At 64.5% G+C, this 25,328-nt stretch carries 25 protein-coding genes and 1 riboswitch; of the genes, 6 read left to right on the plus strand and 19 right to left on the minus strand.

Going from position 1 to position 25,328, the window contains the following annotated elements:
- Nucleotides 1-2: 2 nt before the first annotated feature.
- Complete coding sequence (locus tag PC358_RS14710; protein ID WP_033700780.1) at nucleotides 3-1,880, minus strand: MFS transporter; 1,878 nt, start codon at nucleotides 1,878-1,880, stop codon at nucleotides 3-5.
- 143 nt (nucleotides 1,881-2,023) lie between these two features.
- Here PC358_RS14710 and PC358_RS27775 point away from each other — a divergent pair, with 143 nt between their 5' ends.
- Entirely contained in the window at nucleotides 2,024-2,176 is a 153-nt protein-coding gene (locus tag PC358_RS27775; RefSeq protein ID WP_156056792.1) for a hypothetical protein, read from the plus strand.
- 67 nt (nucleotides 2,177-2,243) lie between these two features.
- On the plus strand, nucleotides 2,244-5,720 hold the full coding sequence (locus tag PC358_RS14715; RefSeq protein WP_033700781.1) for a hybrid sensor histidine kinase/response regulator: 3,477 nt from the start codon (nucleotides 2,244-2,246) through the stop codon (nucleotides 5,718-5,720).
- On the opposite strand, the gene PC358_RS14720 is transcribed toward PC358_RS14715, so the two are convergent.
- A complete protein-coding gene (locus PC358_RS14720) occupies nucleotides 5,692-7,065 on the minus strand; it encodes a DNA recombination protein RmuC (protein WP_162181154.1) in 1,374 nt (457 codons plus the stop codon). The genes PC358_RS14715 and PC358_RS14720 overlap by 29 nt on opposite strands.
- A 213-nt stretch (nucleotides 7,066-7,278) precedes the next feature.
- Nucleotides 7,279-7,698: a tetratricopeptide repeat protein gene (locus tag PC358_RS14725; RefSeq protein ID WP_033701508.1), complete on the minus strand. Its 420-nt coding sequence runs from the start codon at nucleotides 7,696-7,698 to the stop codon at nucleotides 7,279-7,281.
- Nucleotides 7,699-8,650: 952 nt separating this feature from the next.
- Between PC358_RS14725 and PC358_RS14730 the strand changes: the two genes are divergently transcribed.
- The 3 genes from PC358_RS14730 to PC358_RS14740 all read left to right on the plus strand — a co-directional run bounded on the left by PC358_RS14730 (nucleotide 8,651) and on the right by PC358_RS14740 (nucleotide 11,019).
- Nucleotides 8,651-8,875 (plus strand): hypothetical protein, encoded by a 225-nt coding sequence (locus PC358_RS14730; protein ID WP_033700783.1) that lies wholly within the window; start codon nucleotides 8,651-8,653, stop codon nucleotides 8,873-8,875.
- A 249-nt stretch (nucleotides 8,876-9,124) separates the two neighbouring features.
- Nucleotides 9,125-9,607 (plus strand): hypothetical protein, encoded by a 483-nt coding sequence (locus PC358_RS14735; RefSeq protein WP_033700785.1) that lies wholly within the window; start codon nucleotides 9,125-9,127, stop codon nucleotides 9,605-9,607.
- 146 nt (nucleotides 9,608-9,753) lie between these two features.
- Nucleotides 9,754-11,019 (plus strand): OmpP1/FadL family transporter, encoded by a 1,266-nt coding sequence (locus PC358_RS14740; protein WP_033700786.1) that lies wholly within the window; start codon nucleotides 9,754-9,756, stop codon nucleotides 11,017-11,019.
- A gap of 41 nt (nucleotides 11,020-11,060) precedes the next feature.
- On the opposite strand, the gene PC358_RS14745 is transcribed toward PC358_RS14740, so the two are convergent.
- Nucleotides 11,061-11,990: a LysR family transcriptional regulator gene (locus PC358_RS14745; RefSeq protein WP_033700787.1), complete on the minus strand. Its 930-nt coding sequence runs from the start codon at nucleotides 11,988-11,990 to the stop codon at nucleotides 11,061-11,063.
- 115 nt (nucleotides 11,991-12,105) lie between these two features.
- Here PC358_RS14745 and PC358_RS14750 point away from each other — a divergent pair, with 115 nt between their 5' ends.
- Nucleotides 12,106-12,366, plus strand: coding sequence for a DUF2798 domain-containing protein (locus tag PC358_RS14750; protein ID WP_033700788.1), 261 nt, complete (start codon nucleotides 12,106-12,108; stop codon nucleotides 12,364-12,366).
- Nucleotides 12,367-12,381: 15 nt separating this feature from the next.
- Here the strand turns inward: PC358_RS14750 and PC358_RS14755 are convergent, their stop codons facing one another.
- From PC358_RS14755 to cobO, 15 genes are all read right to left on the minus strand, one after another.
- Entirely contained in the window at nucleotides 12,382-12,933 is a 552-nt protein-coding gene (locus PC358_RS14755; protein WP_033700789.1) for a glutathione peroxidase, read from the minus strand.
- A 46-nt stretch (nucleotides 12,934-12,979) separates the two neighbouring features.
- The gene (locus tag PC358_RS28285; RefSeq protein WP_077068591.1) at nucleotides 12,980-13,102 is read right to left on the minus strand and encodes a hypothetical protein; all 123 of its coding nucleotides are present in this window, start codon (nucleotides 13,100-13,102) and stop codon (nucleotides 12,980-12,982) included.
- Nucleotides 13,099-14,301, minus strand: coding sequence for an MFS transporter (locus tag PC358_RS14760; protein ID WP_033700791.1), 1,203 nt, complete (start codon nucleotides 14,299-14,301; stop codon nucleotides 13,099-13,101). Before PC358_RS14760 ends, PC358_RS28285 begins: the two co-directional genes overlap by 4 nt.
- A 62-nt stretch (nucleotides 14,302-14,363) precedes the next feature.
- Nucleotides 14,364-14,768 carry a MarR family winged helix-turn-helix transcriptional regulator gene (locus PC358_RS14765; protein ID WP_033700792.1) on the minus strand — a complete coding sequence of 135 codons (405 nt, stop codon included), beginning with the start codon at nucleotides 14,766-14,768 and terminating at the stop codon, nucleotides 14,364-14,366.
- Between the two features lie 60 nt (nucleotides 14,769-14,828).
- Nucleotides 14,829-16,010, minus strand: coding sequence for a glycoside hydrolase family 5 protein (locus PC358_RS14770; RefSeq protein ID WP_050506129.1), 1,182 nt, complete (start codon nucleotides 16,008-16,010; stop codon nucleotides 14,829-14,831).
- Nucleotides 16,011-16,118: 108 nt separating this feature from the next.
- The gene (locus PC358_RS14775) at nucleotides 16,119-16,853 is read right to left on the minus strand and encodes an adenosylcobinamide-GDP ribazoletransferase (RefSeq protein WP_033700793.1); all 735 of its coding nucleotides are present in this window, start codon (nucleotides 16,851-16,853) and stop codon (nucleotides 16,119-16,121) included.
- Between the two features lies 1 nt (nucleotide 16,854).
- Nucleotides 16,855-17,421 (minus strand): histidine phosphatase family protein, encoded by a 567-nt coding sequence (locus PC358_RS14780; RefSeq protein WP_033700794.1) that lies wholly within the window; start codon nucleotides 17,419-17,421, stop codon nucleotides 16,855-16,857.
- The gene (cobT, locus tag PC358_RS14785) at nucleotides 17,418-18,473 is read right to left on the minus strand and encodes a nicotinate-nucleotide--dimethylbenzimidazole phosphoribosyltransferase (RefSeq protein ID WP_033700795.1); all 1,056 of its coding nucleotides are present in this window, start codon (nucleotides 18,471-18,473) and stop codon (nucleotides 17,418-17,420) included. Before cobT ends, PC358_RS14780 begins: the two co-directional genes overlap by 4 nt.
- A complete protein-coding gene (cobU, locus tag PC358_RS14790) occupies nucleotides 18,470-18,991 on the minus strand; it encodes a bifunctional adenosylcobinamide kinase/adenosylcobinamide-phosphate guanylyltransferase (protein WP_033700796.1) in 522 nt (173 codons plus the stop codon). Before cobU ends, cobT begins: the two co-directional genes overlap by 4 nt.
- A gap of 1 nt (nucleotide 18,992) precedes the next feature.
- Nucleotides 18,993-20,447: a cobyric acid synthase gene (locus PC358_RS14795; protein ID WP_033700797.1), complete on the minus strand. Its 1,455-nt coding sequence runs from the start codon at nucleotides 20,445-20,447 to the stop codon at nucleotides 18,993-18,995.
- Nucleotides 20,444-21,436 carry a threonine-phosphate decarboxylase CobD gene (gene cobD, locus PC358_RS14800; protein WP_033700799.1) on the minus strand — a complete coding sequence of 331 codons (993 nt, stop codon included), beginning with the start codon at nucleotides 21,434-21,436 and terminating at the stop codon, nucleotides 20,444-20,446. Before cobD ends, PC358_RS14795 begins: the two co-directional genes overlap by 4 nt.
- On the minus strand, nucleotides 21,429-22,337 hold the full coding sequence (gene cbiB, locus PC358_RS14805) for an adenosylcobinamide-phosphate synthase CbiB (RefSeq protein ID WP_033700800.1): 909 nt from the start codon (nucleotides 22,335-22,337) through the stop codon (nucleotides 21,429-21,431). The genes cobD and cbiB overlap by 8 nt, the downstream gene beginning before the upstream one ends.
- A complete protein-coding gene (gene bluB, locus PC358_RS14810; RefSeq protein WP_033700801.1) occupies nucleotides 22,334-22,984 on the minus strand; it encodes a 5,6-dimethylbenzimidazole synthase in 651 nt (216 codons plus the stop codon). The genes cbiB and bluB overlap by 4 nt, the downstream gene beginning before the upstream one ends.
- Nucleotides 22,981-24,276 (minus strand): cobyrinic acid a,c-diamide synthase CobB, encoded by a 1,296-nt coding sequence (locus PC358_RS14815; protein WP_033700802.1) that lies wholly within the window; start codon nucleotides 24,274-24,276, stop codon nucleotides 22,981-22,983. The genes bluB and PC358_RS14815 overlap by 4 nt, the downstream gene beginning before the upstream one ends.
- Complete coding sequence (gene cobO / locus PC358_RS14820) at nucleotides 24,273-24,884, minus strand: cob(I)yrinic acid a,c-diamide adenosyltransferase (protein WP_033700803.1); 612 nt, start codon at nucleotides 24,882-24,884, stop codon at nucleotides 24,273-24,275. The genes PC358_RS14815 and cobO overlap by 4 nt, the downstream gene beginning before the upstream one ends.
- 120 nt (nucleotides 24,885-25,004) lie before the next feature.
- Nucleotides 25,005-25,226: riboswitch (cobalamin riboswitch) on the minus strand.
- Nucleotides 25,227-25,328: the final 102 nt, after the last annotated feature.

The following is a 25,328-nucleotide window of genomic DNA, read 5'->3' on the forward strand; positions in this document are numbered from 1 at the left end:
GCTTAACGCAGGTCGCCGCGCAAGCGGCTGACCTGCTCGCGCAACAACTCAGGCTGCGCAGCCTCCACCGGAACCGCAGCGCCGGCCACGATGGTCACCCGCGACCACAAGCGCTTGAAAAACCCCTTGCCCGGATCACGGCTGAAAAAGCTGCCCCACAGCCCCTGCAACGCCAGGGGAATCACCGGCACCGGGGTTTCACCGAGAATCCGGCTGACCCCACCCTTGAACGCATCGATCTCGCCGTCGCCGGTCAACTTGCCCTCCGGGAAGATGCACACCAGCTCACCCGCCGCCAGGTATTCGGCGATGCGCGCAAAGGCGCGCTCGTACGTGCCCTCATCCTCGCTGCGCCCGGCAATCGGGATGGCGCCTGCGGTGCGAAACACGAAGTTGAGCACCGGCAGGTTGTAGATTTTGTAGTACATGACGAAGCGGATCGGCCGGCGGATCGCGCCGCCGAGCAGCAGGGCGTCGACGAACGAGACATGGTTGCACACCAGCAGCGCCGCACCTTCGTCGGGGATGCGTTCGAGGTCGCGGTGCTCCACGCGGTACATCGAGTGGCTGAGCAGCCAGATCAAAAAGCGCATGGTGAACTCGGGCACGATGCTGAAGATGTAGGCGTTGACCGCGATATTGAGCAACGACACCACCAGGAACAGCTGCGGGATGCTCAGCTCGGCCAGCCCCAGCAGCACGATGGTGAGCACCGCCGACACCACCATGAACAAGGCATTGAGGATGTTGTTGGCAGCGATTACCCGGGCCCGCTGGTCCTCGGCCGTGCGCGCCTGGATCAGCGCATACAGCGGCACGATGTAGAAGCCGCCGAACACCCCGAGCCCCACGATCGACAACAGAATCCACCAGGCCTGGCTCATGCCCAGCAGCGCCAGCCAGTCGTGCGGCACAGGCGCAGCCGGCACATCGCCGGAATGCCACCACCAGAGCAGGCCGAACAGGGTCAGGCCAAACGAGCCGAACGGCACCAGGCCGATCTCCACCTTGCGCCCGCTCAGCCGCTCGCACAGCAGCGAACCCAGAGCAATGCCCACCGAGAACAGGGTCAGCACCAGAGTGACCACCGTGCCGTCGCCGTGCAGCCAGTCCTTGGCATACGCCGGGATCTGGGTCAGGTAGATGGCGCCGACGAACCAGAACCAGGAGTTGCCGACGATCGAGCGCGACACCGCAGGCGTCTGCCCCAGGCCCATGCGCAGGATCACCCAAGACTGCTTGAAGATGTTCCAGTCCAGTTGCATCTGCGGCGACACGGCGGCGGCCCGTGGGATCCAGCGGCTGGCCAGGTAGCCCAGCACGGCCGTGCCGACCACGCCACCCGCCACCACCGTGGCATAGCTGCCCGACGACATCATCACACCCGCGCCGATGGTGCCGGCCAGGATGGCCAGGAAGGTGCCCATCTCCACCAGCCCGTTGCCACCCACCAGCTCTTCTTCACGCAGGGCCTGGGGCAAGATCGAGTACTTCACCGGCCCGAACAGCGCCGAATGGGTGCCCATGCCAAACAGGGCTACCAGCATCAGCGCCAGGTGGTTGGTGATAAAACCCAGCGCGCCAATGGCCATGATGCCGATCTCGGCCAGCTTGATCGCACGGATCAGCGCGTCCTTGGCGAACTTCTCGCCAAACTGCCCACCCAGTGCCGAGAACAGAAAGAACGGCAGGATGAACAGCAAGGCGCACAGGTTGACCCAGATCGAACGGTCACCGTCGCCCAGGCTGAGCTTGAACAGGATCGCCAGGATCAGCGACTGCTTGAACAGGTTGTCGTTGAACGCACCCAGCGACTGGGTGATGAAAAACGGCAAGAAGCGCCGCTTGCCGAGCAAGGTGAATTGCGAGGGATGACTCATCGTCCTTGTTCCTGAGGGGCTTTTAGCGTTGGAGGCGCGCCGGGCGCGGAAAGCCACAAATCTGCAGGGTAAAAGCTGCTGCTGGCAAGCCCTCTGCTGCCTTATGCTGATACCCGGCAAACCCGCACGACAAGGAGATGGCAATGCTCGCCGCCGTCAAGCACTACCCAGCGGCCGTACGCCGTGATACTGGCGGCAGTGTTCTACTGGATGGGCACCCGCAGGCATTGATGTTGGCGCTGCCGCTTGAGCAACGCCCTGCGACGACTCGCCACTGCGACCATCGTCTGCGCTGACGAACCGCCGCCTGCGTGCCAGACTGGTTGATCGGGACCGCGTTATCTTTTTTGCTCCGGAGTTTTCATGTCGTTGTCCAGCGGGCTGATCGCCGTGGTCGCCCTGGCCTATATGGCCATCATGTTCGCCATCGCCTTTTACGGCGACCGCCGCAGCACACCGTTGCCGCCGAAGCTGCGTGCCTGGGTGTACAGCCTGTCGCTGGCCGTGTACTGCACCAGCTGGACCTTCTTTGGCGCGGTCGGCCAGGCCGCCGAACAGCTTTGGGCATTTCTGCCGATCTACCTGGGCCCAGTGCTGCTGATGATCTTCGCACCCTGGGTACTGCAGAAGATGGTGCTGATCAGCAAGCAGCAGAACATCACCTCGATCGCCGACTTCATCGCCGCGCGCTACGGCAAATCGCAGACCCTGGCGGTGGTGGTGGCGCTGATCTGCCTGGTCGGCGTGCTGCCCTATATCGCCTTGCAGCTCAAAGGCATCGTGCTGGGCGTCAACCTGCTGATCGGTGCCAATGCCGATGCCACCGGCACCCGGGTGCAAGACACCGCACTGGTGGTGTCGCTGGTGCTGGCGCTGTTCGCCATCGTGTTCGGCACGCGCAGCCTGGATGTGACCGAGCACCACCGCGGCATGGTGCTGGCGATCGCCTTCGAGTCGCTGATCAAGCTGCTGGCCTTTCTCGCCGTGGGCATCTTCGTGGTGTTCAACCTGTACGACGGCTTCGACGACCTGTTCAGCCAGGCACGCCAGTCGATCCAGCTGGAAAGCTATTGGCAGGAGACCATCAACTGGCCCTCGATGGTGGTGCAGACCGCAGTGGCCATGATGGCGATCATCTGCCTGCCGCGGCAGTTCCATGTCACCGTGGTGGAGAACATCGAACCGCAGGACATGCGCCTGGCCCGCTGGGTGTTCCCGATGTACCTGGCCCTGGCCGCGCTGTTCGTGGTGCCGATCGCCCTGGCCGGGCAGATGCTGTTGCCCGGTACGGTGATGTCCGACTCGTTCGTGATCAGCCTGCCCCTGGCCGAAGCCCACCCGAGCCTGGCCCTGCTGGCCTTCATCGGCGGTGCCTCGGCCGCCACCGGCATGGTCATCGTCGAGGCCGTGGCCCTGTCGACCATGGTTTCCAACGACATGCTGCTGCCCTGGCTGCTGCGCCGCAATAATGCCGAGCGGCCATTCGAAGCCTTCCGCCACTGGATGCTCTCGGTACGCCGGGTGACCATCGTGGTCATCCTGCTGCTGGCGTATGTCAGCTACCGCCTGCTGGGCTCCACCGCAAGCCTGGCGACCATCGGCCAGATCGCCTTCGCCGCGGTGACCCAGCTCACCCCGGCCATGCTCGGCGCGCTGTACTGGAAGCAGGCCAACCGGCGCGGCGTGTTCGCAGGCCTGGCCGCCGGCATCTTCCTGTGGTTCTACACCCTGGTGCTGCCCATTGCCGCCCACAGCGTGGGCTGGTCGCTGGCGCTGTTCCCGGGCCTGGCGTGGCTGCATGGCAACCCGCTGAACCTGCCGATCAGCCCGCTGACCCAGGGCGTGGTGCTGTCGCTGGCGGGTAACTTCACGCTGTTCGCCTGGGTTTCGGTGCTGTCGCGCACGCGGGTGTCGGAACACTGGCAGGCCGGGCGCTTCATCGGCCAGCAGACCAGCGCCCGGCCCAGCAGCAAACCGCTGCTGGCCGTGCAGATCGACGACTTGCTGACCCTGGCCTCGCGCTTCGTCGGCGAAGAACGTGCCCGGCAGAGCTTCATCCGCTTCGCCTACCGCCAGGGCAAAGGCTTCAACCCCAACCAGAACGCCGACGGCGACTGGATCGAACACACCGAACGCCTGCTCGCCGGCGTGCTTGGCACCTCGTCGACCCGCGCCGTGGTCAAGGCCGCCATCGAAGGCCGCGACATGCAGCTCGAAGACGTGGTGCGCATCGCCGACGAAGCCAGCGAGGTGCTGCAGTTCAACCGCGCGCTGCTGCAAGGCGCTATCGAAAACATCAACCAGGGCATCAGCGTGGTCGACCAGAACCTGCACTTGGTGGCCTGGAACCGCCGTTACCTGGAACTGTTCAACTACCCTGACGGGCTGATCAGCGTGGGCCGGCCGATTGCCGACATCATCCGCTACAACGCCGAGCGCGGCCTGTGCGGCCCAGGCGAGGCGCAGGTGCACGTGGCCCGGCGCCTGCACTGGATGCGCCAGGGTCGCGCGCATTCTTCCGAGCGGTTGTTCCCCAACGGCCGGGTCATCGAACTGATCGGCAACCCGATGCCCGGCGGCGGCTTTGTCATGAGCTTCACCGACATCACCCCGTTCCGCGAAGCCGAACAGGCGCTTCGCGATGCCAACGAGGGCCTGGAGCAACGGGTGGCGGAACGCACCCATGAGCTGTCGCAGCTCAACCAGGCGTTGTCCGAAGCCAAGAGCCAGGCCGAAGCCGTGAGCAAGTCCAAGACCCGCTTCCTGGCCGCGGTCAGCCACGACCTGATGCAACCGCTGAACGCCGCGCGGCTGTTCTCGGCCGCCCTGTCGCAGCAGGCCGAAGGCATGAATGACGAGGCCCAGCAACTGGTGCAGCACATGGACAGCTCGCTACGCTCGGCCGAAGAACTGATCAGTGACCTGCTGGACATCTCGCGCCTGGAGAACGGCAAGATCACCCCGGACGCCAAGCCGTTCGCCCTCAATGAGCTGTTCGACACCCTGGGCGCCGAGTTCAAGGTACTGGCCGCCGAAAAAGGGTTGGAGTTCCGCCTGCGCGGCAGCCGCCTGCGGGTCGACAGCGACATCAAACTGCTGCGCCGGGTGCTGCAGAACTTCCTGACCAACGCCCTGCGCTATGGCAAAAGCCCGATTCTGCTCGGTGCCCGTCGCCAGGGTGAGCGCCTGTGGCTGGAAGTCTGGGATCGTGGCCCCGGCATCGCCGACAACAAGCTGCAGGAGATTTTCCAGGAATTCAAACGCCTGGACAGCCACCAGACCCGCGCCGAGAAAGGCCTGGGCCTGGGCCTGGCGATCGCCGATGGCCTGTGCCGGGTGCTCGGCCATTCGCTCGAAGTGCGCTCGTGGCCCGGCAAAGGCACGGTGTTCCGCGTCAGCGTGCCGATTGCCCGCCAGGCTGCACCCGCACCGAGTGCGCCGGTGGAACAGTCTGGCCAGCCGCTGGCCGGGCTGAACGTGCTGTGCATCGACAATGAAGACAGCATCCTGATCGGCATGAACAGCCTGCTCAGCCGTTGGGGCTGCCAGGTCTGGACCGCGCGCAACCGCGCCGAATGCGAGGCTTTGCTGACCAAGGGCATGCGCCCGCACCTGGCCCTGGTGGACTACCACCTGGACGACGGCGAGACCGGCACCGAACTGATGGGCTGGCTACGCGCACGGCTGGGCGAGCCGGTGCCTGGGGTGGTGATCAGCGCCGACGGCAGTAAAGAGACCATCGCCCTGGTGCATGCGTCAGGCCTGGATTACCTGGCCAAGCCGGTCAAGCCGGCCGCCTTGCGCGCCCTGCTCAATCGGCATCTGAGCCTGGTTCAGTAAGCGCTTCGCCCGCCGGGGTTTCATCAGACAGCGCCCGTTCCAGCAGGTCTGCCGGCAGGCTCTTGCTGGCACGGGCGCCAAGCAACTTCAGCTGCTCGGAGCGGCTGACCAGGTTGCCACGCCCCTCGCACAGTTTGTTGCGCGCTGCGGCATAGGCCTTGTCTACCTGCTGCAAGCGGCTGCCCAGTTCGTCCAGGTCCTGGATGAACAGCACGAACTTGTCGTACAGCCAACCGGCGCGCTCGGCAATCTCGCGGGCGTTCTGGCCTTGGCGTTCCTGCTTCCACAGGCTGTCGATCACCCGCAGGGTGGCAAGCAGCGTGGTCGGGCTGACAATCACGATGTGCCGGTCGAAGGCTTCCTGGAACAGGTTGGGCTCGGCCTGCAGGGCTGCCGAGAAGGCGGCCTCAATGGGCACGAACAGCAGCACGAAATCCAGGCTGTGCAAGCCTTCGAGGCGGCTATAGTCCTTGCTCGAAAGGCCTTTGACGTGGCTGCGCAACGACTGCACGTGCTGCTTGAGCGCGGCCTCGTCATTGCTGCCGACGAACTGCTGGTACGCCGTGAGGCTGACCTTGGCGTCCACCACCACCTGCTTGTCGCCAGGCAACATGATCAGCACATCGGGCTGAAAACGTTCGCCATCGGCGCTCTTGAGGCTGACCTGGGTCTGGTATTCGCGGCCCTTCTCAAGGCCGGCGTGCTCCAGTACCCGCTCAAGGATCATCTCGCCCCAGTTGCCCTGGGTTTTCTGGCCTTTCAGGGCCTGGGTGAGGTTGGTGGCTTCATCGGACAGGCGCTGGTTGAGCTGCTGCAAGCGCTCCAACTCTTTGCCCAGCGAGAAACGCTCGCGTGCTTCCTGCTGGTAGCTTTCCTCGACGCGCTTCTCAAAGGCCTGGATACGCTCCTTGAGCGGGTCGAGCATTTGCCCCAGGTGCTGCTGGCTGGTCTGGGCAAAGCGTTGCTCGCGCTCGTCGAAGATTTTCGTGGCCAGGTCGGAGAACTGCGCGCGCAGGGTGTCGCGGGCCTCTTGCAGGTCTTCGAGACGCTGTTGGTGGCTCTCCTGCTGCTCGCGCAGTTCGGCGTCCAGCCGTGCGGTCTGGGCTTCCAGGCGCCGTAGCTCGGCTTCACGGTTGGCGCGTTCAAGGCTCCAGGCGTGGGCGGCATCGCGGGCGTTGTCGCGGTCGATCTGCAACAGTTCCAGTTCACGGCCCTGGGCTGCCAGCTGGGCTTGCTTGACGGTGTTGGCTTCGCTGAGGTCGCTGATCTCGTCGCGACCGGCCTCCAGTTGCGCCTGCAGCCCGGCCAGGGACAGTTGGGCGGCGTTGAGGCGCTCTTCGAGCAGGGCCTGTTCACCCTGCCGGGCCCCCTGGCGACGCTGCACCTGCATGAGCCAACCCAGGCAGGGCACTGCACCCACCACCAAGCCCAGCAGAATGCTGGCCAGATCCACTGTCATGGTTACCCCGATCGAACCTTGATGAATGCTGCGCAGCTTATCAGCCTGGGAGGCAGGTTGCCTGCGCCCGCATAAGGGCCGCTAGTAGCCAAGCAGCGCTCAGCCTGAAAACCACTGCCCCAGCAGCCGCCGCGCTTCCTGCGAGCCCTGCGCGGCCGCCAGTTCCAGCCAGTAGCGGGCCTGCTCAGGCGCGTTGGCCTGGCATAACCTTGCATACTCCAGCTGCGCCCGCCGATCACCGGCACGGGCAGCCTGGCGCAGCAGTTCGTGGCCGATGCGCCGGTCCCGGGCGTTGCCACAATCACGGCACAGCATCTGCCCCAACCGGCTCTGGGCCACCACCACGCCTTGGCGGGCCGGCTGTTTCAGCAGGCGACCAGCCAGGTGCTTGACCTGAGGCTTGTCACCCAGGCGCGGGCTGTCGAGCAGCCACAGGGCCACTTTCAGGGAAAAGCGTTTGGGTGGGGGCACTGACGACGCATCAGCCGGGTTGGCGAGGTGTTTACTGCGAAACTTCATGAGCAACAGGAAAGGTAACTCGAAAGGCGCGCCACTCTACTCCATTTTTCCTGGCGTGGCCTGTCGATTTATGGAGGATTGAAAAATAATTTCGATGATCTTTTCTTGACGTTTTCAAGTGGATGACCAACCGGTCTACGGGCGCCCGAAGATTGTCAGACAGTTCCCTGGTTTGCTGGCACGCCCGTCCTAGAGCAAGCGCTCGGGACAATCCACAGTTCCTGTGGATAACTCGGTGGACAACCCCCTTCGGTGGCCCCAAAACCCCCGTGAATTGGGGGCTCCAGTCAAACTGACGATTTTTTCACCAGCAAAAATTAGTGTTTTTTTTCATTGACTTAGCCCCCCAGTCAAGTCATTGGCGAGGCTCTCGGCGCCTGTTGCCGCCGTGTTACAGCTTGCGCGCCAAATGTGCACAAGTGCACCACAAGCCCTCATTCGAGTGCACAAAATGAGTACATCCACGGCAATGCCAGCCATTTGCCCCTCTTCCCAGCCTGCGAAAGAAGCGCCATACTGCTCGGCTAGCCTGCACCCTTGCAGAAACATTTGCCAAACCGTTCTATTCTCGGTAAGGTGTGCCTCGTTAGTACCAAGCTGAAAGTCAATTGGCCTTAAGCGTCCTTGCAGAATCGCTCCCCCAACAGCGAAGCCTGCTGAAACCAGGACCGGCCCACTCGATGATTCCTTCGCCAGCCATACGCTGCCCAAGCTCGAATCACCTAGCAGATTGATCAGGATCCCACCCCGATGGCCTAGAACCTTGGCCCCGGTGTGCTGCCTGCCCTCTGAAGTACCTACCAGTCAGCCCAAGCGCCCACTATTTGATTGCGCTCCCTCTGGCTGCTTTGTTCCAGTCAGGTTCGTTCGTCCCTTAATAAAGGCGTCACTGGAACGTTTCTATCATGCACGGATCATATCCTCCGTGTTTAAAGCAGGAACCTCCAATAATATGCAAACTCATCCGCACATTCAGGCTGCCATTGGCACCCTCTCCCAGGCCTTCTCGCCGTTGAAGTGCCTTATCGTTGCCCCTCGCAAGGGCAGCTTCAGCTTTACCCTGGTGGACGAACACGGCGTCGCCTGCCACACCGAACGCCTGTACGCCGATCAGTACAGCCGCAAGGAACCCCTGCAGGCGGTAATCGCCCGGACGCGTCAGTCGCTCACTGCGTGAGCGGCGAATACCTCGGTATTCAAGCGCTGAATCGCTGTTTCGACACCCTGCCCGATCGTTCTTGGCGTAATTGCCGCACGGCATATAGCCAAGGACGTCAGGCAGCAATCGATTTAAAAACAGCTCTTTACACCACGATTATCACACTACACTTCAACTCGAGCGGTGCTAACCGCTTCCGGCGGGCCTGATCATTCACCAGCTGCCAAGCTCCAGCGCCCGTCCGGCCCTTACTTGCTCGAGGGCATTATGGGTATCGCTGCGAATGAATTGTGTCTGTATGTGATCCGGCCAACCTTGGTCTACCTGAACCGTCACTGCCCTAGCGCCGAAGCGTTGTTGCTGGGCATTGCCGCCAGCCAGTCGGCACTCGGCTCAGCCTTGCACGACCGACGTGGCCATGGCCTCTACCGCATCGGCGAAACCCGCCACCAGGCGCTCTGGGACGAGTATCTCGCCCGCGATCCGGAACTCGCCAGCCTGGTCCGTGGCCTGGCCAGCCAACACGCCTTTCTCGGCGGCCCCCACCTGGAACTCACGGTAAACCTGCGCTACTCCACCGCCATTGCCTGGATGCTTGTCGAAGCCCAAGCCACGGCGCTGCCGGCGGCTGACGACCTGCTGGGCCTGGCGCGTATCTGGCGGCAGGTTTTCCACCCCCAGGGTCGCCTGCGCGACTTCACTCAAGCCTGGCACACCTGCATAGATCAGAGATTGCCTCAGGCATCTTAGGAAACGCCCTACAGCATTACTGGAAAAAATGGAATTTTGGTCGGATTGTCCTACAAAACCGCTCTATCTCCTGTGATTGAGGCTATAGCGCGGCGCGCGATTTGTTGGTAGCTTTTCGCCCCGGAGATCCCAAGGAGTTTCTAATAATGAAAAAAGTAATGCTCAAAACCTCCCTCGGCGTAGCCGTTGCGCTTGCTTCCAGCCAACTGCTCGCCAGCGGCTTTGCCCTGAACGAACAGAGCATCAGCAGCATGGGGACAGGTTTCGCGGGACGTTCTTCTTCTGCCGATGATGCCAGCACCGTGTTTGGCAACCCGGCCGGCATGTCCCGCCTCAAACGCGAACAGATCACCGTGGGCGGCGCCGCCGTCATCGCCAAGTCCGATATCTCGGGCCGTGGCAGTAACCTCGGGGGGGAAACCGACGGTGACATGGTGCCGCTGGTCGGCGTACCGATGGGGTACTACGTCAAGCCGATCGATGATCACTGGAGCGTCGGTTTCGGCGTGTACGTGCCCTTCGGCCTGGTGACCGACTACGGCAGCGACGATGCCGCCCGCTACTGGGGCAAAAAGAGCCACGTCGAGGTCGTGACCTTCCAGCCAACCATCAGCTACGCCTTCAACGACAAGGTCTCGATCGGTTTCGGCCCAACCATCAACCGCATCAAGGGTGAACTGGGTTCGAGCCTGATCAACCCGTTCACCCCTGGCCGCAACGATGGTGAAGTGAAGATCAAGGGCGACGACACCGCCGTGGGTTACAACATCGGTATCCTGGTCCAGGCCACCGACAGCACCCGCATCGGCCTGACCTACCACTCGATGGTCGACTACAAGCTCGAAGGCAAGACCCGCGTCAGCACCCCGCTGATCGGGCCGTTCAACGGTAACAAGTTCGACGCCACCCTGAAGATCAAGACGCCAGAGTCCGTCGACCTTTCGGTCACCCACGAACTCGACGACCAGTGGACCCTGTACGCAGGCAGCACCTGGACCCGCTGGAGCCGCCTGAAAGACATCACCGTGCAAAACGATGTGCCAGCGCCGCTGGCCGGTTCCGCGTTCCAGACCATCACCGAAGAGCAGAACTGGCACGACACCTGGGCACACGCCATCGGCGCGTCCTACAAGGTCAACAAGGAGTGGGTGCTGCGTACCGGCTTCACCGTCGACCAGTCGCCAACCAACAACCACGACCGTTCACCGCGCATCCCGACTGGCGATCGCAAGGTGTTCAGCCTGGGTGCGGGTTGGAGCCCGAACGAAGACATGACCATCGACGTGGCCTACTCCTACCTGTGGGAGGAAGACACCAAGGTCAACCAGGTCAGCGCGACCAAAGGCAGCTACCAGGCCAAGTACGAGAACAGCGCTCACGGCGTCGGTGCCTCCCTTACCTACCGCTTCTGAGTCATCCCGCGCATGGAGAAACCGCCCTTGTGGCGGTTTTTTCATGCCTGGACCTGCCAGCTGTCACCCAGGCATTCGCGCAGGTAGTCCGTGAAGGCACGTACCTTGGCGGTCATGGCGAAACGATCAGCCAGGCACAGGTAGATATCCATCGGCTCGGTCTGGGCATAGGCCTGGCCGCTGTCGCTGTATTCGAACAAAGGCACCAGTTCGCCCGTGGCCAGGTAAGGCTGAACGATGAAGGCTGCCAGCCGGGTGATCCCGCCGTCGTGAAGCGCCATCTGGGTCAGGGCATCGATATCGTCGCTGATCAGCACGGTGCCAAACTCCGCCTCGAAACGCATGCCGTCGCGCATGAAGCCCCACCGCAGGAAGCGGCCATCCACCGGGTAACGGAACACCAGGCAGCGGTGCTCGCGCAGGGCTTCGGGCGTGGCAGGTACCCCGGCGCTGGCCAAGTAACCGGGCGAGGCGCAGCAAATGAAGGGGATACGCGCGATGTGCCTGGCCAGCAGTTGGTCTTCCAATTGCGGGGCGATGCGCAGGCTGACATCCACATCTTCGCGCGCATGGTTGACCCGCCGATCAGTCGTTACCAACTCTATCGAAAGCTGCGGATAACGGGCGCTGAATGCCGGGATCAACGGCGCCAGCACATGGCGACCGAAGGCCGAGGTCGACGCAATGCACAGCCGGCCCTGGGGCTCACTGTCGGGCGTGGTGACGGCCAGCTCGGCCTGGGCCAGATCACGCTCTACCTGCCTGACCCGCTCGTAATAGAGCGTACCCGCCGGCGTCAGCGCCATGCTGCGCGTGGTACGGCTGAGCAAGCGTACCTGCAGATGCGCTTCAAGCCGTGCCAGGTTCTGGCTCACTGCCGCCGGGCTTAGCCCCAGGTTGCGTGCACCTGCAGCGATGCTACCGGCTTCGACCACCTTGATGAAGCTGCGAATGGCATTAAGCAGGTCCATGTTGCGCCCTTTGGATTCGTAAGAATCTCTTTATAAAGAACTCAACCACGGTGGTCTACAAGCCCTGCAGAGGTGATTGCTAACCTGCGCCCTCACTTACTGTTCTGGAGTTCGCATGAACGACCTGTCCCCGACACGCAGCCGGCGCAAACTGCGCCCCAGCGCCACACCCTACGTTTTCGCGTTCTACATGTCATCGATCATGGCGCTGTTGATGTGCTTTGTGATCACGGCCGCCAATGCTGGGGTGAATCCGCAGTACCTGGGCAATGTGCTGAAGGCTTACCAACTGGCCATGCCGGTGGCGTTTGTCTGCGTGTTGATGGTCAGGCCGCTGGTGGTGCGGCTGGTGGCGATCACTGTTCACCCTCATTGAATCGAAGGAAAAGCACTACGGCTGCGATGCGATGGCCTTCTCGATCGCAGCCCTGAAGGCGGGGTCATCCGGCTTGGTCAGGCTGGAAAAATTGCCGATCACCTTGCCCTTGCGGTCCACCACATACTTGTAGAAGTTCCACTTCGGCGCACTGCTCTGGTTTGCCAGCTCGCTGAACAGCGGTATCGCATCCTTGCCGCGTACCGCCTGGGCCTTGGTCATGGTGAAGGTCACGCCATAATTGGCGTAGCAGACGTTGGCAATTTTTTCGCTATCGGGGTCTTCCTGCTTGAAGTCATTGGAGGGTACACCGAGCATCTCCAGCCCCTGCTCGTGGTACGCCTTGTACGTTGCCTCCAACCCCTCGAACTGCGGCGCGAACCCGCAATAGCTGGCCGTATTGACCACCACCAGCGGCTTGCCGGCAAAGCGCTGACACAGGTCGACCTGCCCCTTGCCACGCAACTCCGGCAGGCTGCCCTGCAACAAGGCGGGGCAATCCGCAGCCCAGCTCGACGTGGCGGCAAGCAGGCCCAGCACAGGCACCATCAACCAATGTGCACGCATCGTTCGTTTCTCCGGCAAGACAATCCATGAACTTGCAGGGTAGCGCTTAACAAACGCTCATGCCCAGTTGCATCAACGCCAACCCACCCTTGTGCCAGCCCCACCCTACCAGCGCCAGCAGAGCGACAGCGGCAGCGGCCAGCAGCCCCTGGGCCAGGTAGCGGTTCATGCGGCCTGGGCCTGCAGGCGGGCGACCGGGCGCTCACGTACTGGCCAGCTGAGCGCCGCAGCCAGCAGGCTGAGCAGTACCGAAATCTGCCAGACCAGGTCGTAGTTGCCCGTGCGGTCATACACCACCCCGCCCAGCCAGCCACCCAGGAAGGCGCCCAACTGGTGGAACAGGAACACGATACCGCCCAGCATCGACAGGTTGCGCACGCCGAACAACGTCGCCACCGTGCCATTGGTCAGCGGTACGGTAGACAACCAGAGCAAGCCCATGGCGATGCCGAACAGGTAGGCACTGACCTGGGTCACGGGCGCCCAGAGGAACAACACGATCACCACCGCGCGCAGCAGATACAACCCAGTGAGCAAGCGCGGCTTGGACATGCGCCCACCCAGCCAGCCGGCGGTGAAGGTGCCGACGATGTTGAACAAGCCAACCAGTGCCAGCACCGTTGTGCCCGTGGTGGCTGCCAGGTGCTGATCGACCAGGTAGGCCGGCAGGTGCACCCCGATGAACACCACCTGGAAGCCGCAAACGAAGAAACCCAGCGCCAGCAACCAGAACCCCGAATGCGAGCAGGCCTCACGCAAGGCCTGGCCCAGGGTCTGCTCAGCGCCATGGCTAGGCAACGGGCGGTCGCGCAACATGCCGACCAGCGGCACGATCAATGCCACCAGCAGGCCCAACACCAGCAGCGCAGTGGACCAGCCCAGCCACTCAATCAGGCCAAGCGTGCCTGGCAACATGGCGAACTGGCCGAATGAACCGGCAGCACTGGCAATCCCCATCGCCATGCTGCGTTTCTCGGCAGGCACGGCGCGCCCGACCACACCCAGGATGACCGAGAATGAGGTGCCGGAAAGGCCGATGCCGATCAGCAGCCCGGCACTCAACGACAACGACCAGGGCGAATCGGCCATGCCCATCAGGATCAACCCGACGGCGTACAGGATGCCGCCGATGATCACCACCCGCGCCGCACCCAGGCGGTCGGCCAAGGCACCGGCGAACGGCTGCGCCAACCCCCACACCAGGTTCTGCAAGGCGATGGCGAAGGCGAACACCCCACGCCCCCAGCCAAAGTCGGCGCTCATCGGCCCCAGAAACAGGCCAAAACCGTGTCGCACACCCAAGGACAGCGCCAGAATCAGCGCTGCCCCCATCAGTACCCACCCGCTGGTTCGCCACACCGAAGTCATTGTCGTTATCTCCAGCACATCGCAAGGTTTACGGGTATATACCCGTTTATAGTCGTATCACTTCAGGCCAGCTGTTCCAGCAAACGTACCAACTCATCGCGCTGCCCAACACCCAGGCGCTGGACCAGCAGCTCCTGAGCCTGCTCCCAGGCCGGGTAAGCCGCCTGCAACAGCGCCTTGCCTGGCTCGGTCAGCAGCACCACACGGTTGCGCTGGTCGTCGCCGCCTGCCAAGGCCACCAGGCCATCGGCTTCCAGCACGCGCAGGTTGCGCCCCAAGGTGCTGCGCTCAAGGCCCATGGCCTCGGCCAAGCTGGTAATGCTGGGGCGGTCGAGGCGCTGCAAGTGGCGCAACAGGGAAAACTGGGCGACATTGACGCCGAAGCCGGCAAGGGCCTCGTCATAATGCCGGCTCACCCCACGGGCGGCTCGACGTAAATGGGTGCAGATGCATTCACTGGTCAACATGGATACGTGTATATACCCGCGTCATGAGTGTTGCAAGAAATTTCAACTATCAGCGAAAGGTCATTCAGGCTTCAGGCGTTTGCTGATCGGCTCGAATTCCGCCGTAGCCTTGCGTGCCAGAGGGTCCCGCGCGCCCTGATCAATGGCTTGCCAGTAGCGCCACGGCACCTTGGCACTGCCCAGCTCGTAGTCCATGCCATCCCAACTGTCTTCACGGAAGCTGTAGAACGCCCAATGCAACTTGTTGCTATCCAGCACCGTGAGCACGTCTTCCAGGTAGCGCTGGCAGCCTGGCAACCGGCGCATGCAACCGAACTCCCCCACCACCAGGCGTGAGCGTGGCACGTGCATCGCTTCGCTCCAGGCCAGCGGTTGTTGCAGGTATTGCTGCACACGCTGGCCATCCCACTGCTGCGTCAGCCCGGCGAACGGTACAGGGCCGGGGTAGGCAAAGGGTTGCTTGCGCGTCATGTTCGGCGCACTGGTGGCGGAATAGGGTTCGTACATGTGTACGCTGTACAGCACCCGGCTGTCTGTCAGCGGCGCGGGCCAGTAACCAAAAGCATCGGCGGCGGCATACCAGCCTGCATCGACCATGATCGGTGTGTCTGGGTCCTGCTCACGGATGGCCGCCACCAATTGCTCATACAGCGCTGGCAAGTCGCGGGCGCTACCCTGCGCTTGTGCATACCAGCGCTTCATCTGCTCAGGGGCAGCATGTTCGGCCAGACCGCCCTGTTTTTCAGGCGCAGGTTCATTGATCAGGTTGTAGGCCGCGATGGCGGGATGGTCCTTCAATTCACGCGCCAGGTCCCGCCAGAACGCAGCGGCCTGCGACCAGTAGCGTTTGTCTTGCCAGAGGCGGTCGTCGAACTGGCCCTGGTTGTTCTGCGACCAACGCATGCCAGGCAGGGAAAGGGGGGCAATGACGACCTTGAGCCCGGCCCGATGAGCACGGTCGAGCACAGCCCGCAGCTGCACCAGATCGGTTGCGGCCAGGCCTTGATAGTCATCAGCGCTACCCAGCAGGAAGTCGCGCTGCGCCGGCTGCCACTTGTCATAAGACAGCCGAACCCAGGTAGCGCCATAGGCACGCAAGGCATTGAAGTAGGCTTGGTCGGGAGCCAGCCGATTGAAACTGTTGCCGCCGTGGCGGGGCGTATTCCAGAAGCTGATCAGATCAGCAGCGGTGACGGGCAAGGCGAGAAAAGCAAACAGGCTGGCAAAGATCCAGTGGCGCATAAGGGGCCTCCCTGGCCGCGTGAATGGGAGGCCGATGATAAGCCCAAGTCCATGATGGGCGTGGCTGCGGTTACGTTGCTGGAAGTTTCTTCGCCCTGCTGCAGTCGCTCAGAGAGCGAGTGCCAGCCCCACCACCACGGTCAGCTCCAGCAACTCCAGCATCGCCCCGGCGGTATCGCCGGTCGTGCCACCCAGACGCCGGCACATGACGTGCCGCAGCCAGGCGAACACGCCCAGCACCGCCACCAGTACCCAGATCACGGGCCAACCACCAACGGCAAGGCACAAGACGGCGCTACCCAACAAGACCCACCCGGCAGCAGCACGTCGCAAATGCTCGGCCAGCGCCTGCCCCAACCCCCCGGGCCTTACGTAAGGCGTGCAGAGGAACAAGCCAAGCATCGCCGCCCGGCCAACCACCGGCGCCAGGATCAGGTCCACCCCCACCCCATGCTCGACCAATGCCCACAAGGCGCAGAATTTCAACAGCAGCACCAGCACCAGGGTCACCACGGCAATCGGTCCGCTGCGGGGGTCCTTCATGATCTGCAGCGTGCGTTCACGGTCACCGAAACCACCGAGCCAAGCATCGGCGCTGTCGGCCAAGCCGTCCAGGTGCAGTGCGCCACTGAGCAACACCCAGAGCGTCAGCAGCAGCGCTGCCTGCAGGGCCGTGGGCGCGCCGTGCAGAAGATCGCTGGCCAGCCACAGCAGCAGGCCGAACAGCAACCCTACCAGGGGGTAGCACAACAGCGAGCGGCCCACCTGGCGTGGCTCGGGCATACCGGGCAAGCGCACCGGCAGGCTGCTGAGGAACTGCAAGGCAATCCAGAACGCCAGCATGTCAGTGCGCCTCGGCCCATTGGCCGTCGTCACGCAGCACCAGGCGGACCAATGCGCCGTGGGCAACTTCCACCTGCAGCAAGTGCTCCCTGGGCATGCCACGCGCCCGGGCCAGCAAAAGGCGCATCACGCCGCCGTGGGTGACCAGCAGCACACGCTTGCCGGCATGCTGCTGGCCCAGGCGCTCGACGCCAGCCAGAACGCGCTCGGCAAACGCCTCGACCGGCTCACCGTTGGGCGGCGTACACGCGTAAGGGTCGGACCAGAAACGCCCCAGGGCGTCGGCCTGGTCTTCCATGATCTGCGCCGCGCTGCGCCCTTCCCAATCACCGAAATGCAGCTCCTGCAGACCCGCCTCGCGCTGTACCGGCAGGTGTAGCCGTGCCCCCAACTCGTCGGCAAACCGTGCACAACGCTGCAAGGGCGAGCTGACCAGCACTTGCCATGGGCCAGCCTCGGCGACGGCGTCACGCATCTGCGCCCAGCCCTTTTCGGTCAGGGCATCGTCAAGGCTGCCACGCAGGCCACCTTGCTCCGTTTCGCCGTGGCGCAGCAGGTCGAGGATCATGCCGGGCGGTCCGCCACGGCGGCCTCGGCAAACGTCGCCATCTGCCCGTGCAGTGCGCAGGCCAGGCGCAACAAAGGCACCGCCAGGGCGGCACCGCTGCCCTCACCCAGGCGCAGGCCCAGCGCCAGCAGCGGTTCGGCCTGCAGTGCTTCGAGCAGGGCCTTGTGCCCTGGCTCCGCGCCTTGGTGGGCAAACAGCAGCCATGCCCGGCACTGCGGGTTGAGGCGCACCGCCACCAATGCGGCGACACTGCAGATGAAGCCGTCCACCAGCACCGCGATACCCTCTTGCGCGCAGGCGATGTAGGCGCCGGCCAAGGCGGCGATCTCGAAACCGCCAACGCATGCCAGCGCCTGCAGCGGGTCGTCAGCGCGCAGACCATGCAGGATCAGCGCACGCTCGATGACTTCGGCCTTGTGCCGCACACCGGCGGTGTCCAAGCCAGTGCCTGGGCCGCTCAGCTCACTGGCCGGGCAACCCAGCAGGTTGCTGGCCAGGGCGGCGGCGGCGGTGGTGTTGCCGATGCCCATTTCGCCGCCGATGAACAACTGCGCACCCTGTTCGGCCGCCCGCAGGGCGCTGTCACGGCCCGCCTCAAGCGCGGCATGCAACTGGCGCTCGGTCATCGCGGGCTGGCGGGCGAAGTTGGCGGTGCCGGCGCCCAGGCGCAAATGCCTCACGCCGGGCAGCTCCAGCGTAGGGTCGATGGTACCGAGGTCGACCACGTCCAGGCTGGCGTGCAGCTGGCGGGCCAGCACGCTGATCGCCGCGCCACCGCCGACGAAGTTGCGCAGCATCTGCCCGGTCACCGCTTGCGGGTAGGCTGAAATGCCTTCCTCGACCACGCCGTGGTCACCGGCGAAAATGGTGATGGCCAGCTGGTCCAGTGCGGGCCGCTCACGGCCTTGCAGGCCCGCCAGGTGCACAGCCAAGCCTTCCAGCTGGCCGAGCGAACCGGCAGGCTTGGTCAGCTGCTGCTGACGGGCGCGGGCCTGGTCCATGGCGGCGTTGTCGAGGGGTTGGCAGGCGTCACGCCACCAGGCTTGAGTCATAGTGCAGGTCCTTTGAGCATAAGGGGCAGGCCAGCCACGGTCAGTACCACGCGCTGACAGCGCTCGGCAACGGCCTGGTGCAACCAGCCGGCCTGGTCGACATAGCGCCGGGTCAGTTCGCCCATGGGCACCACACCCAGGCCGGTTTCGTTGCTGACCAGAATGAGGGTACCCGGCAACTGCTCAAGGCAGTCGAGCAGCGCATCACGCTCCTCGGCCAGGCGCTGGTCGTCGTCGAGCATCAGCAGGTTGGTCAGCCACAGGGTCAGGCAATCCACCAGCAGGCAACGCCCTGCGGCTGCTTCGCGGCGCAGCACGGCAGCCAGCGCCAGGGGCTCTTCAATCAGCCCCCAGTCGGCAGGCCGGCGCTGGCGATGCAGGCGCACGCGTTCGTTCATTTCGCCGTCCAGCGGCTCGCTGGTGGCGATGTAGGTCACCGGCAGGCCGCTGTCGCTGGCCAACTGTTCGGCCAGGCGGCTCTTGCCGGAGCGCGCGCCACCAAGGATCAGGTTGCGCATTTCAGGCGACTCCACACAGTGTGCGCAGGTGCGCGGTGTCCAGGTGCTTTTCCACCAGGTCCGCCAGGCGCTCGATATCACGTTCGCGCAGGGCCTGGTAGTCGATGGTCTGTGCGTCCGCCAGCCCGGCCCAGCGCAACAGCGCGGCGCACGACTCGCTGCCTTCGAACAGGCCATGCAGGTACGTGGCGAGGACCTGCCCGTCGGCACTGATGGCACCGTCGCAGCGCCCCTCATCAAGCTGCACGGCAGGCTGTTCCAAGGCCGCGCCTTGGGTAACGCCGGCATGGATTTCGTAGCCGGACACCGGCGCCTGTTCCAGGTTCAAGGTACCGGTGACGTTGCGCAGTTGCTTGTCGGCCTCCAGCACCGTGGCGTATTCGAGCAGCCCCAGCCCTGGGCTGGAGCCCGCCGGCCCTTCCAGCCCCAGCGGGTCGTGCACCTGCGTCCCGAGCATCTGCAAACCGCCGCAGATACCAATCAGCTTGCCGCCGTAGCGCAAGTGGCGGGCAATGGCGGTATCCCAGCCGCGCTCGCGCAGTTGCGCCAGGTCGCCACGCACGCTTTTCGAGCCGGGCAGGATGATCAGGTCCGCAGGCGGTATCGGTTGGCCTGGCCCGATGAATTGCAGGTCGACCTGTGGGTGCAGGCGCAGCGGGTCGAAGTCGGTGTGGTTGCTGATGCGCGGCAACACCGGCACGATCACCTTCAATACACGCTCATGCTTGGCTGCCTGGCGTACATCTATGCCGTCCTCGGCCTCCAAGTGCAGGTCGGTGACATACGGCAACACGCCCAGCACCGGCTTGCCGGTGCGCGCTTCCAGCCAGTCCAGGCCCGGCTGAAGCAGGGCGATATCACCGCGAAAGCGGTTGATGACAAAGCCCTTGACCCGTGCCTGCTCACTCGGCGACAGCAATTCTAGAGTGCCGACAAGGTGCGCGAAGACCCCGCCCCGATTGATATCGGCCACCAGAATCACTGGGCAGTCCACCACTTCGGCAAAGCCCATGTTGGCGATGTCGCCGGCACGCAGGTTGATCTCCGCAGGCGAGCCTGCACCTTCGACCATGACCACCGGGTACGCAGCGCTCAGGCGCTGGTGCGAGGCCAGCACGGCCTGCATAGCGGTGGCCTTGTAGTCGTGATAGGCCACTGCATTCATGCTGGTGACCGCGCGCCCGTGGATGATCACCTGGGCGCCGGTGTCGCTGTTGGGCTTGAGCAGCACCGGGTTCATGTCAGTGTGCGGCGCCAGCCGGCAAGCCTGGGCCTGCACGGCCTGGGCCCGGCCAATTTCGCCACCGTCGGCGGTCACCGCGCTGTTGAGCGCCATGTTCTGCGGCTTGAACGGCACCACGCCGACGCCCTGGCGCAGCAGCCAGCGGCACAACGCGGTCACCAGCGTGCTCTTGCCGGCATCGGAGGTGGTGCCTTGCACCATGAGCGTGGTCATGCCGTTTCCTTTTGATAGTCGGCCAGGGCCTGGGCCAGGCGTTGTTCGTCCGCAGCGCAGGCAGGCAAGCCCAGGCGCACGGCGGCCGGCAGCGCGAACAGGCGAACCAGGATGCCGTGCCGGGCGAGAAAGTCATGCAGGTGCGCGGCACGTTCGCTGCGCACGTACTGGAACAGGTCGCAGCCACCGCTCGGGGCCAGGCCGGTGCTGCGCAACAAGGCCGCGAGCCGCTGGCTGCTGGCAGCGCAGCGGTCGATCTGCAACAGGTGGGCGGTGTGGTCGGCAAAACAGGCCTGAGCCAGCACCCGCGTCGGGCCACTGACAGTCCAAGGGCCAAGCAGCTCTGCCAGGCGCTGCAGCAGGCTTGCTTGAGCCGCCACGAAGCCCAGCCGGACACCGGCCAGGCCAAAGAACTTGCCAAACGAACGCAGCACGATCAGGCCTGGCCGCTCGGCGCAGTCGACCACGCTATGAGCGGGGGTGTTGTCCATGAACGCTTCGTCGACCACAAGCCAGCCTCCGCGGGCTGCCAGGCGGCCATGCCAGTCGAGCAGGCGCTCGCGGCTGACCTGGCGGCCGGTCGGGTTGTTGGGGTTGACCAGCACCAGCACATCGAGGCTGTCGAGCGCGCCCTCGACCTCGGCTTCATCCAGCTCCAGCAACTGATGCCCTGCCCGCTGCCAGGCGTGCGGATGCTCGGCGTAGCAAGGGGTCAGCACGCCAACCCGGCCAGCCGGGCGCAACAACGGCAACGCCTGGATCGCGGCCTGCGAGCCGGCTACCGGCAGTAGCTGGCGAGTGCCGTAATACTGCCGCGCGGCCTCTTCCAGGCCGTCTTCGGTTTCCGGCAGGCGCGCCCAGGCGTCGAGGGGAATCGGCGGGATCGGGTAAGACCAAGGGGCGATGCCGCTGGACAGGTCGAGCCAATGTTCACGCGCGATGCCGTATTGATGCACCGCACGCAGCAGACGACCACCGTGTTCAAGCATTCCAGTAAGCCCCCAGGCAAATCACCAGTACCCACAGCCACACACCCCGCTGCACCAGGCTCCAGCCGCGCTCGATGGCGTCGGCATCGGCCATCGGCCCTTCGCCCAGGCGCGGCCGCTCGTGCAGCTCACCGTGGTACACCGCCGGGCCGCCAAGTTCGACCGCCAGCGCGCCGGCACCGGCTGCCATCACCGGGCCTGCGTTGGGGCTGTCCCACAGTGGCCCCTGGTTGCGCCAGCAGGCCAGGGCCAGGCGAGTCTTGCCGAGCAGCGCGTAGGTCAGCGCCACCAGCCTTGCGGGAATATAGTTGAGCACATCGTCGATACGCGCCGCGCACCAGCCAAACCGCTCGAAACGCTCGTTGCGATAGCCCCACATGGCATCCAGGGTATTGCTCAGCCGGTACAACACCACACCGGGCGCGCCAGCCAGCACAAACCAGAACAGCGCGGCAAAAACGGCATCGCTGCCGTTCTCCAGCACCGACTCGGTGGCTGCCCGGGCCACGGCGGGCTCGTCCAGCTCGCGGGTTTCGCGGCTGACCAGGTAGCCGACCCGCCGCCGTGCCTCTTCCAGGTCGCCTTGGCGCAACGCGTTGGCCACCGGCAACACATGCTCGCCAAGGCTGCGCAGCCCCAGGGCGCAATACAGCGCCAGCACGTCCACCAGCCAGCCGATGTACGGCAGCCAGGACAGGATCAATGCGACCAGGGTCAGCGGCACCACGGCAATGAACCAGGCGCTCACCCCGTGGCTGCGCCAACCGCGCCCGCCAGCGTTCAGGCGGCGCTCCAGGTTGGCGGCCATGTTGCCGAACGCCACCAGTGGATGACGCCGTTGCGGCTCGCCCAGCAAGGCATCCAGGGCCACCCCGGCCACGGTCAGCAAGGCAACGCTCATGGCCGCTCTCCCCATTGGTTGTGATACAGCATGTCACTCAAGGGGCGTTGTTCGGCCCAGTTTTCCTGCACCAGCATTGGCGCCGGATAGAATTCGGTCACAGGCCCCAGGCACAGCACGGCCACCGGCTTGGCGCCGGCAGGCATGCCCAGCAGCTCGGCCAGGGCCAGCGGGTCGAACAACGACACCCAGCCCATCCCCAGGCCTTCGGCTCGCGCCGCAAGCCACAGGTTCTGGATGGCGCAGGCCAGCGAGGCGAGGTCCATTTCCGGCAAGGTGCGACGGCCGAAGATGTGCGGCTCGCGCTGGTCCATCAAGGCGGCCACCAGCAGCTCAGCACAATCGTTGATGCCTTCGACCTTGAGGGCCATGAACGCATCGGACCGTTCACCCAGGGCATCGGCGGTGCGTACCCGCTCCTCCTCGACCAGCGCCTGGATGCGCTCGCGCAGGCCACGCTGGGTGATACGGATGAACCGCCAGGGCTGCATCAGCCCGACGCTGGGGGCCTGATGCGCCGCGGCCAACAGGCGACCAAGCAGCGCCGGGGCCACCTCGCCACCGGCAAAATGACGCATGTCGCGGCGCTCGCCGATGGCCCGGTACACGGCGGCGCGCTCGGCGTCGCTGAAAGCGTGTTGGCTCATGGTCGCAGCAGCGCCGCCGCCGCGTCAGGGTTGGAGGGGAAGTAGAAGTGCACGTAGGATGCCGTCAGACGTCCCAGGCGATACACCGCCTCGTTGCCACGCCCGCCGTTGGGGCTCAGGCCACGGGCGATCGGTGTCAGCTCGGTGCTGGTCAGGGAGTGGTGGTAGGTATGCCCACGCAGGGTACCTTCCGGCAGCTCCACGGCCTGCAAGGCCAGGGCTGCAAGGCGTTTCTGCATGGTCGCCTCGCCCGCCAGCAAACCGAGCAGTTCGGCACGCTCCCCCGCCACATCGGTCAGTGCGTCGAGCAGGTAGAGCATGCCGCCGCATTCGGCCAACAAGGGCTTGCCCTGCCCGTGATGGTCACGGATCGCCGCGCACATGGCGGTATTGGCCGCCAACGCGTGGTGGTGCAGTTCGGGGTAGCCGCCCGGCAGGTAAAGGCTGTCCACGGTTGGCAGTTCACGGTCATGCAGTGGCGAGAAAAACACCAGTTGCGCGCCCAGGTTGCGCAGCAGGTCGAGGTTGGCACCATAGGTGAACGCAAACGCCTCGTCCCGGGCCACGCCAATGCGCACACCGGCCAATGACACGGCGGCCGGCTGTGGCTCGGGCTCGGCAAACGCCACCGGCGGGGGTAAAGCAGCATCGCAACTGGCACCCAGCGCCTCGGCCGCAGCATCCAGGCGGGCATCCAGGTCGTTCAGTTCGCTGGCCTGGACCAACCCCAGGTGACGGCTGGGCAGTTCGATACCGCGTTCACGCGACAGGCCGCCATACCAGCGCAACCCCTCGGTCAGGCTGCCTTCGAGCAGCTGCGCATGGCGCAGGCTGCCGACCCGGTTGGCCAGCACACCGGCAAACGGCAGGTCGGTCTGGTAACGCGCCAGCCCCAGGGCCAGGGCGCCAAAGGTCTGGGCCATGGCCGTGCCGTCGATTACCGCCAGCACCGGCACGCCGAAGTGGCGCGCCAGGTCCGCGCTCGACGGCGTACCGTCGAACAGCCCCATGACCCCTTCGATCAGGATCAGGTCGGCCTCCCCGGCTGCGTCCCACAGCAGGCGGCGGCTTTCCTGGGCGCCGATCATCCACAGGTCGAGCTGGTAGACCGGCGCGCCGCTGGCACGTTCGAGGATCATCGGGTCGAGAAAGTCGGGCCCGCATTTGAACACCCGAACCTTGCGCCCAAGGTTGCGGTGCAGGCGGGCCAAGGCGGCGGTGACGGTGGTCTTGCCCTGGCCGGAAGCCGGCGCTGCAATCAATACCGCCGGGCAGTGTCGCATCTGAGTCACAGTTCGACGCCTTTCTGCGCACGGATACCCGCCTGGAAGGCGTGCTTGAGCATGCCCATCTCGGTGACGGTGTCGGCCAGCTCGATCATTTCAGGCTTGGCCGCGCGACCGGTGACGATCACGTGCTGCATCGGCGGGCGGGCCTGGATGTCGGACAGCACCTGGTCGAGGTCGAGGTAACCATGCTTGAGGGCGATATTGAGTTCATCGAGCACCACGAACTGCACGGTCTGGTCCTGCAGCAGCTGGCGCGACACCGCCCAAGCGGCCTCAGCGGCGGCGATGTCACGCTGGCGGTCCTGGGTCTCCCAGGTAAAGCCTTCGCCCATCACGTGATAACGCACCTGCTCGGGAAAACGCCGGAAGAACAGCTCTTCGCCAGTGCTGTTGCGGCCTTTGATGAACTGCACCACGCCGCACTGCATGCCATGGCCCAGGGCACGGGCGAGCATGCCGAAAGCTGAGCTGCTCTTGCCCTTGCCATTGCCCGTCAGCACCAGCAGCAGGCCGCATTCGTTGGGGGAATTGGCGATACGCTCGTCGATGATCGCCTTTTTGCGCTGCATGCGCGCCAAGTGGCGTTCGTCGCGTTCGGTGGGTTCGCTCATCAGGGGTCTCCGCAGGCTGACGCCACGCGAAAGGCGGCGACAGGTCGATAGGCAGGCAGACACAGAGCGCGCAGGAGCAGTGGCCGTAGGCCACGGTGCACCGCGCATCACCCTCCGTGATGCCGTTGGCTGTATCAGGCCGGTCTCCGGGCTTGCGAGCGGGCCTTGGCCCGGGCCTGCGCGCCTTCCCGGATGCTGGCATCCAGTGGCTGTGCGCGACCTTTGACTCACCTACCGTTGCGGGGGCAGCGCCGGAATCGCGCCTTTGCTGGCGCCCACCGGCTTCCCAGTTTCACCCTGCTCAGACGAGGCTGGCAGGGCACCTGAAACACGCCGCGAAGGTTAGAGGGTTGGGGCGGGAGCGTCAATCGAACGGGGCGCAGGAACGAAGATAACCACTGAGCATGGCCTTGCGCAGCCGGGTGTTGTTCGCCCCGGGCTGAA

The organism is Pseudomonas capeferrum (assembly GCF_000731675.1).
Classification (GTDB): domain Bacteria; phylum Pseudomonadota; class Gammaproteobacteria; order Pseudomonadales; family Pseudomonadaceae; genus Aquipseudomonas; species Aquipseudomonas capeferrum.